The 16,174-nt window shown below is 71.3% G+C and carries 12 protein-coding genes; 5 read left to right on the top strand and 7 right to left on the bottom strand.

Annotated elements, in window-relative coordinates:
* Positions 1-9: 9 nt before the first annotated feature.
* Positions 10-378 (top strand): hypothetical protein, encoded by a 369-nt coding sequence (locus tag ACZ4MU_RS00150; RefSeq protein ID WP_467869121.1) that lies wholly within the window; start codon positions 10-12, stop codon positions 376-378.
* A 285-nt stretch (positions 379-663) separates the two neighbouring features.
* Here the strand turns inward: ACZ4MU_RS00150 and ACZ4MU_RS00145 are convergent, their stop codons facing one another.
* Positions 664-1,914 carry an LAETG motif-containing sortase-dependent surface protein gene (locus ACZ4MU_RS00145; RefSeq protein ID WP_467869119.1) on the bottom strand — a complete coding sequence of 417 codons (1,251 nt, stop codon included), beginning with the start codon at positions 1,912-1,914 and terminating at the stop codon, positions 664-666.
* Between the two features lie 203 nt (positions 1,915-2,117).
* Positions 2,118-3,452, bottom strand: a complete 1,335-nt coding sequence (locus tag ACZ4MU_RS00140; protein ID WP_467869117.1) for an LCP family protein — start codon at positions 3,450-3,452, stop codon at positions 2,118-2,120.
* A gap of 220 nt (positions 3,453-3,672) precedes the next feature.
* Between ACZ4MU_RS00140 and ACZ4MU_RS00135 the strand changes: the two genes are divergently transcribed.
* Positions 3,673-4,197 carry an acyl-CoA thioesterase gene (locus ACZ4MU_RS00135; protein WP_467869115.1) on the top strand — a complete coding sequence of 175 codons (525 nt, stop codon included), beginning with the start codon at positions 3,673-3,675 and terminating at the stop codon, positions 4,195-4,197.
* Positions 4,198-4,323: 126 nt separating this feature from the next.
* Here the strand turns inward: ACZ4MU_RS00135 and ACZ4MU_RS00130 are convergent, their stop codons facing one another.
* Positions 4,324-5,787, bottom strand: coding sequence for an LCP family protein (locus ACZ4MU_RS00130; RefSeq protein ID WP_467869113.1), 1,464 nt, complete (start codon positions 5,785-5,787; stop codon positions 4,324-4,326).
* 118 nt (positions 5,788-5,905) lie between these two features.
* On the opposite strand from ACZ4MU_RS00130, the gene ACZ4MU_RS00125 reads away from it, so the two are divergent.
* Positions 5,906-6,916: a glycosyltransferase family 2 protein gene (locus ACZ4MU_RS00125; RefSeq protein ID WP_467869111.1), complete on the top strand. Its 1,011-nt coding sequence runs from the start codon at positions 5,906-5,908 to the stop codon at positions 6,914-6,916.
* A gap of 78 nt (positions 6,917-6,994) precedes the next feature.
* Here ACZ4MU_RS00125 and ACZ4MU_RS00120 read toward each other — a convergent pair whose 3' ends face one another.
* From ACZ4MU_RS00120 to ACZ4MU_RS00105, 4 genes are all read right to left on the bottom strand, one after another.
* A complete protein-coding gene (locus ACZ4MU_RS00120; RefSeq protein ID WP_467869109.1) occupies positions 6,995-8,710 on the bottom strand; it encodes an LCP family protein in 1,716 nt (571 codons plus the stop codon).
* A 105-nt stretch (positions 8,711-8,815) separates the two neighbouring features.
* Positions 8,816-10,552 carry an LCP family protein gene (locus ACZ4MU_RS00115; protein ID WP_467869107.1) on the bottom strand — a complete coding sequence of 579 codons (1,737 nt, stop codon included), beginning with the start codon at positions 10,550-10,552 and terminating at the stop codon, positions 8,816-8,818.
* Between the two features lie 220 nt (positions 10,553-10,772).
* Complete coding sequence (locus ACZ4MU_RS00110) at positions 10,773-12,245, bottom strand: LCP family protein (protein ID WP_467869105.1); 1,473 nt, start codon at positions 12,243-12,245, stop codon at positions 10,773-10,775.
* A gap of 358 nt (positions 12,246-12,603) precedes the next feature.
* Positions 12,604-13,356 carry a TIGR03089 family protein gene (locus tag ACZ4MU_RS00105; RefSeq protein ID WP_467869103.1) on the bottom strand — a complete coding sequence of 251 codons (753 nt, stop codon included), beginning with the start codon at positions 13,354-13,356 and terminating at the stop codon, positions 12,604-12,606.
* A 138-nt stretch (positions 13,357-13,494) separates the two neighbouring features.
* Here ACZ4MU_RS00105 and ACZ4MU_RS00100 point away from each other — a divergent pair, with 138 nt between their 5' ends.
* Positions 13,495-14,838 (top strand): peptidoglycan recognition protein family protein, encoded by a 1,344-nt coding sequence (locus ACZ4MU_RS00100; protein ID WP_467869101.1) that lies wholly within the window; start codon positions 13,495-13,497, stop codon positions 14,836-14,838.
* A 115-nt stretch (positions 14,839-14,953) separates the two neighbouring features.
* A complete protein-coding gene (gene manB / locus ACZ4MU_RS00095) occupies positions 14,954-16,036 on the top strand; it encodes a mannose-1-phosphate guanylyltransferase (RefSeq protein WP_467869099.1) in 1,083 nt (360 codons plus the stop codon).
* Positions 16,037-16,174 lie beyond the last annotated feature (138 nt).

Below are 16,174 nucleotides of genomic sequence, written 5' to 3'. Positions count from 1 at the left end.
AGGGATGGCATGTCGCAGATCGCAGGTGCACGACTGTTCCGGGAAGCGTGGATCGCAGGAGTTCACCGACACTTCCCTGGAGAGCCCAAAGCCGGGTACGTCACCCCCTGGGATGACACGCCCCAATGGGAACGCGAAGCCGCAGACGCCGTGTATGAGCAGGTCCGCCAGTTCGTCGAGATCAGCGGTGGTCACGCGTCCAGGCTCTCTCGGGAGCAAAAGAGCCGGTTCGTGGCGACTTGCTGGACTGCGCAGATGTTCAAGCACTTTGAGGACCCGAAGCCGGGATACGTCGCTGACTGGGCCGATCTCCCGAAGTGGCAGCAGGAAACCGACGCGGACATCTTCGAGGCCATCGCAGAGAGTCTGGTCAGTTAGGGCCCACACTGCTTGGCCACGTGCCCAACGCACGACCAGACGGTCCGAAGCGGCCAGGCCCGGTGACTACCTGATGATCATGGGGAAATGCTGGGGGTACCCTCCGCAGGAGGGGTGTTCATGCAGGTCAGGGCGTTACATGCCGTAAAGCACGCAGATCTACGAGGGCACCAACCAGGCCCAGCGCATCGTGCTGGCGCGGAACCCGCCGTAGCGGCCGAGCACCGCGGGCCCGTATCCGTTGCGTCGCGGATACGGGCCCGAGGCGTGCTGCGGGAGTGGTGTTCAGCCGTCGGTGCGGCGGCGGCGCGCGGCCAGCATCGCCCCCGCCCCGGCCACCACCGCCGCCCCGCCCGCCAGGGCGAGCCGGGGGGTGGCGGAGGAGGAGCCGGTGGCGGCGAGCTGGCCGGTGGTGGCGGTGTTCAGGGGGGTGGTGGAGGTGCCGCCCAGCGGCTTGGTGTCCGAGGTGCTCTTCTTCCCCGTGCCGGACCCGGTGCCGGCCGCGAGGATCTCGAACGGGTACTTGGTCATCGGCGGCTCCGAGCCGTCGCAGGACTTCTCACCCTTGAGGGCCGAGACGAAGGCGAAGCCCTGGCCCGCCGGGGTCTTCGCGTCGAGGGTGAGCCGGAGCTTCATGTCGGTGTGCGCTCCGGCCCGCAGGTTCTCGACCGTGCCCGCGCGGTCCAGGCTGTCGACGTCCTTCCAGCCCCGGGACGTGGCGGTGGACCACTGGAGGTGCAGCAGGCTGCCGGAGATCCTGCGGTGGCTCTTGTCGGCGGCCCAGACGTAGGTGAACGCCCGGAGCTTGTCGATGGCCTTGTCCGTGCCGTTGGTGATCCGCAGCGAGAAGTCGGTGCTGGTGCCCGCGGTGATCCGGGACGGCAGGTCCGTGAGGGCCGCGGTGACGAGCAGGCTGCCGGGGTCGCAGACCGGCTCCTCGGCCGCCTTCCTGGCGTCGGCGAGCGCCTTGTCCGCGGCCTCCTTCGCCGCCAGGGCCTTCGCGACCTCCTTCTGCGCCGCTTCGATCTTCTGCGCCGCCCGGACCCTCGCGTCGCTCCAGGCGTCGGCGGCATTCTTGGCCAGGACGTCGGCCGCGGCCTTGTCGGCGGTGGCCTTCTCGACGTCCTTCCTGGCCTCGTCGACCTTCTTCTGCGCGGCGTCCCGCACGTCCTTCGTCGCCTCGGCGGGCAGCCCCTGGAGCGCGGACTCGGCCTGGGCGAGCGCCTGGTCGGCCGCCTGCTTGCGGGCGGCCGCCTCACCGGCCTTCTTCGCCGTGTCGAGGCGAGCCGCGTTGAGCGGGTCGGTGGGCGAGTCCAGCGCGTCCAGGGCCGCCCTGGCCGCCGTCTCCCCGGCGAGAGCGTCCTCGTACGCCTTCTTCGCCGTCGCGGCGGCCTTCTCCAGCTCCGCGAGGGTCGGCTTCTTCTGCGTCTGCGCGGCCGGCTGGACGTCGGCGAGCGCGGGGCCCGCCGACAGGATCACCACGGGCGCGGTCACAGCGGCGGCGACGGCCGTCGCCAGAGCACGGCGAATGTTCACTACAGCCCTTCGGAGTACGGGAGAATCCACGAACGCCGGAGATCGTATGGCCGGAACAAGGGGCGCAGTAGAGGTTTCTTCACGCCAAAAGCCCCGCCAGGCCCACCAGTTGGGCGGGCAAAGCGGGGCAAGGGCGGGCAGTTGTGCAGTGCCCTGTGGTTTCTCTGTGAGTCTTGTCGCGCCGGAGGGTATCTGATGGGGCGTCAGCGCGCTGCGCTCACCGTGACCTTCTGGTCGTTGTTCAGCTCGTTCACCAGCTGCTTGACCTTCCCGCTGTCCCACACCAGGGACGACTGCGGACCGTTGCCCGAGATCGGCATGTTCATCGACGTGCCGCCACCACCGGTGACGCCCTTCATCGCCCAGAACATGTCGGCCAGGTCGAACAGGCCCATGTCCTTGTCGACGATCAGCGTGTCCAGGCCCGCGCCCATCACCGGGTACAGCTTGAACGGGTTGAGCACGGTCGAGGGAGTCGCCGTCTGGCTGGCCAGGGCCGAAAGGAAGCGCTGCTGGTTCTTGGTGCGCTCCAGGTCGCCCGCCGCGTAGCCGTGGCGGTTGCGGACGAAGGCGAGGGCCTGCTGGCCGTCGAGGGTCTGCCTGCCCTTCTTGAAGTCGGCGCCCGAGTCCCTGTCCTTGATGTCCTGCGGGATGTCGATCTCCACGCCGCCGACCGCGTCCACGATGTCCGCGAAGCCGGCGAAGCCGATCTCGGCGTAGTGGTCGATGTGCAGCCCGGTGTTGGCCTCGATGGTGCGCACCAGCAGCTCGGGGCCGTCCATCGCGTACGCCGCGTTCAGCTTGTTGTGGCCCTTGGCCGGGAACAGCTTGCCGGACTGGGAGCCCTTGAAGCTGGGGATGCGCACCCACGAGTCACGCGGCAGCGAGATCATGGTGTTCCCGTTGTCACCGGTGTGCAGGATCATCATGGAGTCGGTCCGCTTGCCCTCGGCGGAGCCGGTGTGCAGCTTCTTCTTCTCGTCCTTGGACAGCCCGTCGCGGGAGTCCGAACCGACGATGAGGTAGTTGGTGCCCTTGCCGTCGCCCGGGCGCTCGATGACCTTGGAGAGGTCCACCTCGCGGCGCACCTTGCCGTCGGCCCAGAAGTACGTGCCGACGCCGACGCCGACCACGGTCACCACCAGGACCAGCGAGCCGACCATGACGCGCCGCCGCCAGTTGGGCCGGGGGCGCGCGGGAGAACTCGCCGCGCCGGGCCCGCCGCCCGGGCCGCCGGGACCCCGGCCGCCGGGCCCGCCGGGACCGCGTCCGGACGGGGAGCCGTAGACCTGGCCGTCGCTGTAGCCGCTGTCGTACGAGCCCGGTGCGGGCACACCGTCGCCGTACCGCTGCTGCCCGTAGCCGTCGCCGTCGTCGTACGAGGGCTGCTGCGGCGGGACCGGGCGCTGCGGGCGCGCGGGCGCGGAGCCCGCGGGGCGCTGCACATGGCGCATCACGCGCGGGCCCTCCGGCTGCGCGGCGGAGCTGCCGCGGCCGTAGCGCTCGCCGCGGTCGTCGTCGGACCATCCGTCGTTCATGCCGTCAAGCATGCACGGGTCCCCCGCGTGTCTGACAGGGTGGGTGGGGATCTGGGCCCGTGCTGTTGCACAGCTGATGCAATGTCCGCGCGATGAACGCATGACCGGTCCGGCTCGGGGCGTGTCTTTCGGATCTTGCCTGGGTCGCGGGGGCCGGCACGCACGTCTGCGGCACAACCGAAGCCGACAAGATCCAAAAGACACGCCCTAAGCTGGGCGTATGACTGATCTTCCGGGCAAGCCGACCTCGGCGTCCCGTACCACCCTGAGCCACATCATGACCGCCCACGACACCAACCTCCTGGGCACGGTCCACGGCGGTGTGATCATGAAACTGGTGGACGACGCGGCGGGAGCGGTGGCCGGTCGCCACTCCGGCGGCCCGGCGGTCACGGCGTCCATGGACGAGATGGCGTTCCTGCTGCCCGTGCGGGTCGGGGACCTGGTCCATGTGAAGGCCCAGGTCAACTGGACCGGCAGGTCCTCCATGGAGGTCGGGGTACGGGTCCTTGCCGAGCGGTGGAACGAGTCCACCCCGGCGCAGCAGGTCGGTTCGGCGTACCTGGTGTTCGCGGCGGTCGACGCGGACGGCAAGCCCCGGGCGGTGCCGCCGGTCCTGCCGGAGACGGAGCGGGACGAGCGCCGCTACCAGGAGGCGCAGATCCGCCGCACCCACCGGCTGGCGCGGCGCCGCGCGATCCTGGAGCTCCGGGAGAAGCGGGCGGCGGAGGGCCTGGACGACTGAGCGCGGGACGCGGTGGCCCCCGGCCGCCGAAAGCCGCGCCGCGTCATGGGCGGTGACCCGTCATGGCTAGGACTCCGTCACGGATCCTGCCCCGTCTGGCAGCGCTCCGTCACCGACCGTGCCCCGTCACGGGCACACCGCCTGGTCACCCGTCACCGTGTCGAACTCTCCCGCGCCCGTCGCCTCCGCCCGCACCGGGCGCACCGCCGTGAAGTCCGTGCCCGCCGTCACTTTCAGGGTGGGACCCAGGCCCTTGACCGGGCGCAGGTCGCTGCCGGGCAGGGCCGCGGCCAGGGACCGCGCCGAGCGGTCCCAGCGGGGGTCGTACTCGACGAGCGTGCGGCGGAGGTCGCCCGCGCCGCCCGCCAGCGGCTTCCCGGTGGTACGGAAGCCCGTCGCGCGCAGGGCGTCGTCGACGCGACGGCCGAGGCCGTCCGTGCGGGTGCCGTTGTACACCTGGACGTGGATGCGGTCCGGAGCCACCTCGACCGTCGTCCCGGGCGGGCGGCCCTTGGCGTCCTGGGTGCGCGGCACGGGCCGCGCCAGCGGCCGGTCCTCGCGCAGCTCGGTGAAGAGCTTGCGGGACTTCGCCGGGTCCCACTTCACGGTCGAGCCGATCCCCTTCACCGGAAAGCTCATCTGCCCGATCGGCACGGTCGCGAACTCCGACGACGCGGGGGAGAAGTCCCGCATCGTCCGCCCCAGCGAGAGGATCTCCTCCGCGCCGAAGCCCTGGTCGGCCCGGACCGAGGACAGCAGCGTCGAGGCGACCTGGCGGAAGCGCACCGGGTTCATCAGCACCCCCGACCCCGTCGCCTCGTGGATCAGCGCCGCCATGAACTTCTGCTGGCGCTGCATCCGGCCCAGGTCGGCCGAGCCGTCGGTGTGCCGGGAGCGTACGTACTGGAGCGCCTGGCCGCCGTCGAGGCGGTGCGTGCCCGCGGGCAGGTCGAGACCGGAGTAGGAGTCCTTCAGCGGCCTCGCCGCGCAGATCCGCACCCCGCCGAGCACGTCCACCGTCTTCATGAAGCTGGTGAAGTCGACCTCCAGATAGTGGTCCATCTTGAGGCCGGTCATGTGCTCCACCGTGCGAACCGTCAGCGCGGGCCCGCCCTCCGCGTACGCCGCGTTGATCTTCACGGGGTGCTGTTTGTGGTGCTCGCCGGTGTTCTGGTCGGTGTGCTCGGGGACCTCCGCGTAGCTGTCGCGCGGGATGCTCACCACGCTCGCCCGGTTCCGGTCCGCCGAGACGTGCACGATCATCATCGTGTCGGTGCAGTGGCAGGGCGCCCCGCCCAGGCGGTACTTCTCCTTCTCCTGCGGGGTGACCTTGTCCCGGCCGTCCGTGCCCACCAGGAGGATGTTGGTGCCGTGGCCCGCCTGCGGCCGGTTCTTCATGTCCTTGAACGGGTCGACCCGCCCGATCCCGCCGTCGAGCCCCGTCACCACGGCATGGCCCACCCCGCCCGCGCCCAGCACGAGGACCGAGAGGGTCGTCGCCATCCGCATGCCCCAGCGGGGCCGCTCGTCCTGCTGTCTGGCGCGGGGCGGGTCGGTACGGGGGGAGCGGGAGCGGGGCGGCGTGGGCACGGGGACCTCCGCGGGCGAAAGGGGGACAGCGGCACGGTAGGCCCATACGATCTGCGACAACGGGCGCCGCCCCGGCCGCGCGCAACGGTGTCCCCCGTTCGCGGTAACGTGAACCACGATGAACGCCACGCACCCCGCTGTTTCCGTGATCATGCCGGTCCTCAATGAGGAGCGGCATCTGCGCAACTCGGTCCGCCACATCCTGGAACAGGAGTACGACGGCGAGATGGAGGTGGTGATCGCCCTCGGCCCGTCCACGGACCGTACGGACGAGATCGCCGCCGAGCTGGTACGGGAGGACCCCCGCGTCCACACCGTCCCCAATCCCACCGGGCGTACCCCCGCCGCGCTCAACGCCGCCATCAAGGCATCCCGCCACCCGATCGTGGTGCGCGTGGACGGCCACGGCATGCTCTCCCCGAACTACATCGCCACCGCCGTCCGCCTCCTGGAGGAGACCGGCGCGCAGAACGTCGGCGGCATCATGCACGCCGAGGGCGAGAACGCCTGGGAGGACGCGGTCGCGGCCGCCATGACCTCCAAGATCGGCGTCGGCAACGCGGCCTTCCACACCGGTGGCGCCGCGGGCCCGGCCGAGACGGTCTACCTGGGCGTCTTCAGGCGCGAGGCCCTGGAGCAACAGGGTGGCTACAACGAGGAGTTCATCCGCGCCCAGGACTGGGAGCTGAACTTCCGCATCCGTGAGGCGGGCGGCCTCATCTGGTTCTCGCCCGAGCTGAAGGTGCAGTACCGCCCGCGCCCGAGCGTGCGCGCCCTGGCCAAGCAGTACAAGGACTACGGCCGGTGGCGCCATGTCGTGGCCCGCTACCACGAGGGCTCCATCAACCTGCGCTACCTCGCCCCGCCGACCGCCGTCTGCGCGATCGCGGCGGGCGTCGTGGTCGGCGCGGTGCTCACCCCGGTGGGCTTCGTGATCCCGGCCGGCTACCTCGCCGCGATAACGGCGGGCTCCCTCCCGGCGGGCCGGGGGCTGTCCCTCAAGGCGCGCCTGCAGATCCCCGTCGCGCTCGCCACCATGCACATGTCCTGGGGCTACGGCTTCCTGACCAGCCCGAAGGCGCTGGCGAGGAAGGTCATCGCGAGCCGCCGCCCGGCCGTCAGGGTCTGACGCCGGACCGTACGCGAAACGAAGAAGGGGCGCCCGGTGCCGTGAAGCACCGGGCGCCCCCTCGCGCGTACGCGCCCGCTACCAGCGGTAGGGCCAGTAGATGTCCATGCAGTCCGACTTGTTGGCGCCGTTGACGTTCTCCGTGCCCTTCAGCGGGTCGCTGTCCTCGGCGGCCTTCTTCGGGTACGTGGCGCCGGTGCGCCAGTCGGCTCCGACCGTGAGGGTCAGCGTGGAGACGTCGGCGGAGACCTTCACCGCGCTGGACGGCAGCTCCATCGCGGTCGCCACCGACAGCGCGTCGGCCTTGCCCTGGGCGCCCGCGCTCTTGGGGTAGGTCAGCGTGGTGACCGCGGCCGCGCCCCGGACGTCGGAGGCCTTCGCCTTGTAGAAGCCCTTGTTCTTCAGGGTGTCGGCGACCGTTCCGGCCCGCTTCTGGGTGGGCGCGGCGCCGTTCGCGCCGGTGCCGTTGACGACGGTGAGCGCGAGCGAGCCGGCCGGGGTGGCCGCCGGGCCCTTGCTCTCCGGCTTGGCCGGTCCTTCGTCCTTCTTGTCGAGCGGCTTGTCCTCGCGGAGCATCGACCACAGCGTCTCGGCCGAGCCGGGCGCCGGCAGCACGTGGTCCTTGTTCTTGGGGTCCTGGATGCGGGGCATGGTCAGCATGTTCATCCGCTCCATCGGCACGCTCTTGAGCTCCATGCCGAGGTCGTAGAGCTTCTTGACCGTGCCGAGCTCACGCGAGACCTGGAGCGACTTGGTGGCCGTCTCCGCCAGGTTCATGATCCGCCCGGTGTCGGTGAAAGCATTCTGCTTCTTCAGCTCGCGCATCACCGAGTTCAGGTACATGTGCTGGGCCTTGGAGCGGCCCAGGTCGCTCTCGAAGGCGTGCCGGGTGCGCAGCCACTGGAGGGCCTGCTCGCCCTTGACCTTGTGGGTGCCCGCGGTGAGCCGCAGGTGCGAGCCGCCGGACACCTTGGGCTTGGGCCCGTCGTACACGTTCTGCTTGACGCACACGTCGGCGCCGCCGACCGCGTCGGCCATCGCCACCACGCCCGCGAAGTCGACCATCATCCAGTGGTCGATGTAGACACCGGTGAGCTTCTCCCAGGTGTCCAGGACACAGCCCGCGCCGCCCCGGGCCAGCGCCATGTTGATGAGGTTGTTGGTGGCCGGGACCGTCTTCTTGGTCTTCGGGTCCACGCACGCCGGGATGTCGACCCGGGTGTCGCGCGGGATGGAGACCACCGAGGCGCTCTTGCGGTCCGCGGAGACGTGCATCAGCATCTGTACGTCGGCGAGCGGCGGGGCGCCGACGCTGTTTTTCGATCCGCCCAGCTTCAGGTTCTCCGCCGAGTTGCGGCTGTCGGAGCCGATCAGCAGCACGTTCAGCGGGGTCTGGCCGTCGGCGTTGGCCGCGGTCTTCTTGGCGTTGGAGCCGCCCGCGCTGCGGTCGCCCTTGCGGATGTTGCCGTTGAGGTGCTGGTAGTACAGGTAACCGGCGCCGGCCGTGCCGAGTATGAGCAGGGCGAGCGTCGAGGCCACCCAGCGCAGTACGCGTCTCTTGCCCTTCTTCTTCACCCGCTTGCGCGGACCGCCGCGCCGGTGGCCGCCGTCGGCGGCCGTCTCCTTCTCGGGTGCGCCCGTGCCCTCGTCCGCGCCGTCGCCGGACGAGCGCGGAGCGGGCGGCCGCCCGCCGCCCGCCTCTTCGCCGTACAGCGACTCGTCCCAGCCGAGCTGATCGGCGTTCCGCTCACGACGCGGCCGCGTTCCCTCCCCGCGCACGCTGTTCTGCCCCACCCCAATACCCCCTGTCTCAGGTGGTCTCCGCACCCGATCGGGGCCGAAAACCTCTCATCATTTGGCACACGCCAGTCGCGTACGCATCAGTTGCGTACGCGGGTGTCACTTGGCGCACACCGACTTGTCCGCTTCGACCTTCTGGATGCCTTCGGGCGCCTTGGCCGGAGCGACGATCGGCACCCCGGCGCCCTTGAAGTCCGCGCCGAGGGTGAGCACCATCGGCGTCTTCCCGACCGCGTCCTGGCTCCCTGGCTTCAGCGCGGTCGCGGGCAGACCCATCAGATCAGCGAGCTTACGTGCCTGGTCGGCCTGGTTGGGTGCGTAGGTCAGCGTGGTGGTCGCGAGCTTCGCCGGGGCGTTGCCGCCATTGTCCGACTTCAGCACGCCCTTGCTGTTCTGCAGCCACACCAGCGTCTGGGAGGCGGAGCCCGCCACCGCCCCGCCGTTGAGCACCCGCACGCGCACGGCGGCGGCCTGGGCGCGGGCGCCCTTGAGGAGCGCCGCCTGGGCGTCCTTGGCCTGGCTCTCCTTCTTCTTCACCTCGGTGAAGGACACGTCCGAGCGCATCATGCTGAACACCTGCGGCGCCTTGACCGGGTCGATGACCACGGTCTTGTGCACCTTGCCGTCGGCCGGATTGTCGATGACCGGAACGGTCGTGAAGGTGACGTTCTTGAGATCGACCTTGCTGAGGTCCTGGGCAAGGCTGGTCAGCTTCTTGATCGACCCTATTCCGGAATCGACCGTGAGCGCCTTGGTGGCCGCGTTCGCCAGTCCGTACATCTTGGTCGGGCTGCTCAGCGTCGAGTCGGACTTCATCTGCCGCATCATCGAACTGAGGAACTGCTGCTGCTGCTTGATCCGGTCGAGGTCGCTCTCGTTGCCGAAGCTGTGCCGGGTCCGGACGAACGCCAGGGCCTGCTCGCCCTTGATCGTGGAGACACCGGCGGGCAGCTTCAGGTGCGACTTGGGGTCGTTCACCGGCTTGGTCAGGCACACCTTCACCCCGCCGACCGCGGTCGAGAGCTGTTTGACCGCGTTGAAGTCGGCCATCATGAAGTGGTCGACGCTCAGCCCGGTGAGCTCCTTGACCGTCCGCATGGTGCAGCCGGGGTCGCGGCCCTCCTGGCCGAGGCTGGTGTTGAAGCGCACCATCGACTCGGCCCGGACCGTCTTGGTGGAGCCGTCCTTCTGCTTGGTCGGGCACTCGGGGATGTTGGTGACCAGGTCGCGCGGGATGGACAGCGCGGTCGCGTTCGTCCGGTCCTTGGAGACGTGGAAGAGGATGTTGGTGTCGGCGTGGCCCTCGCTGCCCTTGTCGCCGTACCCCTCGTTGCCCTTGCCGGTGCGCTTGTCCGTACCGATGATCAGGATGTTCACCGGCCCGTCGGAGGTGGCGTGCTTGCTGCCCGCGTCACCGACGTCCACGGTGTTCAGGTTGTTGTTGAAGTGCTGGTAGAGCAGGTACGCGCCGGTCGAGCCCGCGACGAGGACGAACCCCAGCACACCGCCCGTCCAGACCAGCACCTTCTTCCTGCGGGAGGCCTTGGGCTTGGGCTTGCGCCGGCCCGCGGCGGCCGCCGGTCCGTCCGGGGCGCCCGGCGCGCGGCGGTTGTCACGCTGGCCGGGGACCTCGCGGCGGCGGGGGCCGCCTCTGCCGGGTGCGGTGGTTCTGCGAGCGGGGGCGTCTGCCGAGGAGGACGAGGGGGACGAGGAGGACGGGGACGACTGCGGTCCGGAGGGAGTCAGTCGCAATTCGTAATTGCCCGTCTCCGGGTTGAGCACCCACTGGTCTGCCGGGTCGACTTCCTCTGCCCGCCCACGGCTCTGCGCATCCACGGTTGCCTTAGTCCTCCGTCGGTGCCACTCGAGTCACTTCCCCCAAAGCGCTCAGTCATTCGATCCTGCGGTGTCCGGCCCCGGAGGCCACAAGCACCGGGTCGCGTCACACTATCTGTCCAGTTGAGCCAAGAGCGACGGCCGTGACAAATTCCACGCCCCTTACAACCGGGCAATCCACCCAATCCGTCTCGCGGCTTCTTATCCGTTGGCACACGCTTTACTCGCACATGCCCACCGCGGCATTCGAACCCGAGTACGTCGGGGTCGGAGTGGGGGAAGCCGGATCGTCGGGCTTGTCGTCCGAGCCCGAGCCGTCGGCCCCCTCGGGCGATCCCGTCCCGCCATGGGTGTCCCCCTTCTCCTGCTGCGCGGAGCCCGTGGGCGCCACATGGAGCGGCCGGTCGTCCCTGAGCTGCTGGAAGAGCAGCCGCGCGTCCGGCTGGACCAGCTCGTCGCGGTTGATGTCGTTCACATACGGCCGGCGCGGCACGGTGAGGAACTGCACCTTGTCGGTCGGGATGCCGCGCATCCCGCGCACCAGGTCGTACAGATCCCGCAGCGAATTCAGCCCCGGGTCGGTGGTCAGCGACTTCGTCATCGCGTCCAGGACCGGATAGAGCCGGGTCGGATTGAGCAGTACGCCATTGCTCTGCGCCTTGCGCACCAGCGAGCCGAGGAACTGCTGCTGGCGGTCCATGCGCTCGGTGTCGCTGCCGTCACCGAAGCCGTGCCGGGCGCGGACGAAGCCCAGCGCCTGCTCGCCGTGGAGCGTCTGGCGGCCCGCGGGGAGCTTCAGATGCGCCTGCCGGTCGTCCACCGGCTCCTTGAGGCAGACCTCGACACCGTCGACCGCGTCCACCATGTCCTTGAAACCGCTGAAGTCGACGATCATGTGGTGGTCGACCCGGATCCCGGTGAGCTTCTCCACCGTACGGATGGTGCAGGCGGCGCCGCCGAACTCGAACGCCCAGTTGAACTGTGCCAGTTGGGGGCTGGAGCGGGTGCCGTCCTGCTTGAGGCAGTCGGGTACGTCCGTCATCAGGTCGCGCGGCAGCGAGACGGCGGTCGCGGACTTCCGGTCCGCCGCCAGGTGCAGCAGGATCGTGGTGTCCGAGCGCTGGCTCCCGCCGTCGTCACGGCCGTACGCGCTGTTGCTGCCCGCGCGCGAGTCCGAGCCGATGAGCAGCAGGTTCTGGGCGTTGCCGGTGCCGGGCGGGGGGCGCTCCTTCTCGTAGCGCTCCAGCTCGGCGGCGGCCGTGGTGTCGGTGCGGATGTTGTGGTCGAGCTTGTTGTAGATCCACCACCCGGTACCGGCGGCGGCCAGCACGAGGAACGAGACCCCGAGGGCGGTCCAACGCAGCCAGTGGCGGCGGGGGTTGGGGGTGCTGGGGGCGTCGGGTGTTCCGGATGCGTCGGCTGTTCCGGGGGTGTCGGCCGAGGCTTCCGGCCCGGTCGGCGTTCCCGGCTCGGTCGAGGCTGTCGGCCTGGTCGCCTCGGGCGGTTCGGTCGCGTCGGGCGTGCCCGCGGCGTCGGATTCACCGGGCTCGGCGGACTTCTCCGCGTCGGCCGGGGCGTGCGGGGACACGGGGGGTCCGGACGGCTCCGGGGGCGTCGGCGTGTCCGGTCGTGGCTCGTCCTCGGCCCGGTGGTCGGGCTCGCGGGGCGGGCTGTCGGTCACGTCGGCGTCCATCCTTCACGGGGTCGGCGGCGTACGGAAAGCCGCCGGGGCACCCCGGTAGACGGTCGTCGCGCGCGCTTGGTTGTGTGGCGTACCGCCGATCATCCACCGGAGTTGAGCCCGGGACCCCGGGGACTCGGCCCGCTGTGGGCCACAAGGGTGGCGCCGGAGGGATGGTCGTACCGGGTGTGCGCGACGAAGGTGCGACAGGTGTCCGAGGACCGTTCTGGCGGTCGCGGACGGGCCGGGGCGGCCGTACCGGCGGGGCGCGAACCCGTCACGCACCCGTCACACGGCCGGTCACGCACCCGTCACAGGGCCGGTCACCCGGCCGGTCGCCCGGAAGGGGTCCGGCGGTCACGCCGACCGGTCACACCGCGCGGTGCGTGACCCGTTCGCTCTCGACCCGCTTCTCCAGCCCGCCGTCGGCCAGTTGGTCCAGGTTGCGGCAGAGCACCACCGAGGCGCCCGCGGCCAGCGGCGCGTACAGCCCGCGCGCCAGCCCCTCCCAGCTGTCGTACGGGAGCGCCGACAGCAGCCGCGAACCGGGCTCCAGGCCCAGGGCCCCGGCCTCCGCGCGGGCGCGCTCGACCAGCTCGGCCGCGCTCAGCTCGGTTCCGTCCACGGCGAGCGCGGGCCCCGTCGGGTCGACCGGCGCGTACGGCGCGAACCGGTCGCCCTGGCTCGGCACCTCGACCGCGTAGTCCTGGAACCCGGCGGGGACCTGCGGGAAGCGGCCGCCGAGCGGGCGCAGCGCGAGCGCCACCCGCTCTCCGGAACAGGCGCGGGCCTCCTCCAGCGCGTCCGGCCCCGCCACCACGAGATCCGCGCCCGCGGGGTCGGAGCCCACCTCGGCGACCACGCCGACCGAGTGGCAGGCGAGCAGCCAGACGGCGCTCTGCCAGTGCGCGGGCAGCAGCAGCGCGAGGCGTTCACCGGGCGCGGCGGCGAGGTCGCCCTGGAGCAGATTGGCGGTCTTGGCCACCCAATTGGCGAAGGTGGCCACCGAGAGTTCCACGCGTTCGCCGGTGGCGTCGTCGTAGAAGGTGACCAGGGGGCGGGCCGGGTCCGCGGCGAGCGCGGATCGCAGCAGGTCGGCGGGGGTGCGGTCGCTGGCGTTCACGCGGCAAGCGTACGGGTGGGGGCGGTGGGCGCGCCCGGGGATACGACCGTCCGCGTAGACCGGTCGGCCGACGACCCGTCAGTTCCGGGCGACTTCTGGGATGGACAGATTTATACGCTTATGTCCACGATCGTCAGCATGCGTGCACTCCTTGCATCCTCGATCTCGGTCGCGTGCGCCACCGCGCTCGCGCTGCCGCTCGCCACGTCCGCCGACGCGGCGACCCGACCGGTGTCCTCCGCGGTGTCCTCGCCCGCCGTTTCCACGTCTGCCGCTTCCTCGCCCGCTGCCGCCACATCCCTCACTCGTTCGGCCGGTGCTGCCTCGTCCTCGTCCGCCGCCGAACCGGCAGGCTCCACCCAGTCGCTGCCGCTCGCCCCACTGGGCACGAGCGACCGGACGCTGGGCGCCGCCCGCGCCGTGGGGCTGCCCGAGCGCGGCACCGAACCCTTCTCACTGCTCGGTGTGGTCTGGGACGACGCCAGGGACCAACTCCACGGCACCGTTCAGGTGCGCACCCGGGCCGTCGGGTCCCGTACCTGGTCCGGCTGGCAGGACGTCGACACCCACAACCAGGAGCACGCCCCCGACCCCGGCAGCCCCGAGGACGACGCCGCGCGCGTCCACGGCTCCACCGCCCCGCTGTGGGTGGGCCATTCGGACGGCGTCCAGGTGCGCGTACGGCCGGAGGCGTCCGGGCCCGGCCGGACGACTCCCGGCAGGCTGCCCCGCGGCCTCCACGTCGACCTGGTCGACCCGGGCGCGGACCCGGACGGGGTGGGCGCGGCGGACGAGGCGGAGCAGGAGGACGGCCCGGGGCGCGAGCGCGCGCTGACCCCGCAGGCCGGGGCGCGGGGGGCGGCGGCCCGCCCGTACATCGGGCCGCGCCCGCGCATCATCACGCGCCGGGGCTGGGGCGCCGACGAGGGCCTGCGCGAACGCGGCTACGTCTACACCGGCAAGGTCAAGGCCGCCTTCGTGCACCACACGGCGTCGGGGAACAACTACCGCTGCTCGCAGGCGCCGTCCGTACTGCGCAGCATCTACCGCTACCACGTGCTCAGCAGCGGCTGGCGCGACATCGGCTACAACTTCGCCGTCGACAAGTGCGGGACCATCTACGAGGGCCGGGCCGGCGGCGTGGCCAAGCCGGTCCTCGGGGCGCACACGCTCGGCTTCAACACCAACTCCATGGGCGTCGCCGTCATCGGGACGTACACCTCCACCAACCCGACCGCCGACGCCCTCGACGCGATCGCCCGTCTGACCGCCTGGAAGCTCGGTCTGTACGGGGTGAATCCCACTGGCACCACGCATCTCACGTCGGGCGGCGGGAACCTCTACCGCAAGGGACGAAGCGTCAGGCTCAACGCCATCTCCGGGCACCGGGACGGCTTCGCCACCGAGTGCCCCGGGGCACGCCTGTACAAGAAGCTCGGCAAGGCACGGTCGTCGTCGGCCCGGCTCCAGGGCCGGCGCTGACCGGGGCGCGGCCGGGCGGGGGCGTACCGCCCGGGCGCGCCCCGTCTGCATAAACTGGCCGGCCGTAGTTGAACGAACGATTCCGCCCGGCCCCAGCAGGAAGCAGAGACGACAGGTGACTGAAGCGATCCTCCTGGTCGGCGGCAAGGGCACCAGGCTGCGCCCGCTCACGGTGCACACGCCCAAGCCGATGATCCCGGCGGCGGGCGTTCCGTTCCTCACCCACCAGCTCGCCCGGGCGCGGGCGGCGGGTGTGGAGCACATCGTGCTGGCGACGTCTTATCTGGCCGAGGTCTTCGAACCGTACTTCGGCGACGGTTCGGCGCTGGGGCTGCACCTGGAGTACGTGACGGAGGCGGAGCCGCTGGGCACCGGCGGCGCCATCAGGAACGTGGCGTCGCGGCTGCGCTCGGGGCCGGACGAGCCGGTGCTCATCTTCAACGGGGACATCCTCACCGGCCTGGACATCGGCGCCCTGGTGCGGACGCACTCCTCCTCCGGGGCGGACGTCTCCCTCCATCTGACCCGGGTGCCCGACCCCCGGGCGTTCGGCCTCGTCCCCACGGACGCGGACGGGCGGGTGACGGCGTTCCTGGAGAAGCCGCAGACGCCGGAGGAGATCGTCACCGACCAGATCAACGCGGGGGCGTACGTGTTCCGCCGCTCGGTGATCGACGCGATCCCGGCGGGGCGGCCGGTCTCGGTGGAGCGCGAGACGTTCCCCGGCCTGCTGGCGGCGGGAGCGCACCTCCAGGGCATGGTCGACTCCACCTACTGGCTGGACCTGGGCACCCCGCAGGCCTTCGTCCGGGGTTCGGCCGACCTGGTCCTGGGCCGGGCGCCGTCCCCCGCAGTCCCCGGCCGCTGCGGCGACCGCATCGTCCTGCCCGGCGCCTCGGTGGCCCCGGACGCGAAGCTCACCGGCGGGACGGTGGTCGGCGAGCGCGCGGTGATCGGCGCGGGCGCCCGCATCACGGGCAGCACGATCCTGGCGGACGCGGTGGTCGAGCCCGGAGCGGTACTCACGGACTCCCTGGTCGGGGCGGGTGCGGTGGTGGGGGAGCGCTGCGTGCTGGCGGGCGCGGTGATCGGCGACGGGGCGCGGGTGGGCCCGGACAACGAACTCCGGGACGGGGTACGGGTGTGGTGCGGGGCGAGGATCCCCGGAGCATCGCTCCGCTTCTCCTCGGACGAATAACCTCCTTGGGCTACGCCCCGGCCCCCCCCTCCCGCGCCCCGGGGTGGGGCTTGTGGTCGGTTTGCCGTGCGGGGTGGGTGGGGGCCGGTCGCGCAGTTCCCCGCGCCCCTGAAGGGGCCCGCGGCCCCTCGGGGATGC

It is taken from the genome of Streptomyces sp. NPDC026377, from assembly GCF_055567715.1.
Note: the sequence above shows the minus strand (reverse complement) of the source record. Positions and strands in the feature narration are given on the sequence as shown.

Coding starts and splice junctions, on each gene's coding strand:
- ACZ4MU_RS00150 (WP_467869121.1), top strand. CDS start 10: ATGTCGCAGATCGCAGGTGCACGACTGTTCCGGGAAGCGTGGATCGCA.
- ACZ4MU_RS00140 (WP_467869117.1), bottom strand. CDS start 3,452: ATGAACGACGGATGGTCCGACGACGACCGCGGCGAGCGCTACGGCCGC.
- ACZ4MU_RS00135 (WP_467869115.1), top strand. CDS start 3,673: ATGACTGATCTTCCGGGCAAGCCGACCTCGGCGTCCCGTACCACCCTG.
- ACZ4MU_RS00125 (WP_467869111.1), top strand. CDS start 5,906: ATGAACGCCACGCACCCCGCTGTTTCCGTGATCATGCCGGTCCTCAAT.
- ACZ4MU_RS00110 (WP_467869105.1), bottom strand. CDS start 12,245: ATGGACGCCGACGTGACCGACAGCCCGCCCCGCGAGCCCGACCACCGG.
- ACZ4MU_RS00100 (WP_467869101.1), top strand. CDS start 13,495: ATGCGTGCACTCCTTGCATCCTCGATCTCGGTCGCGTGCGCCACCGCG.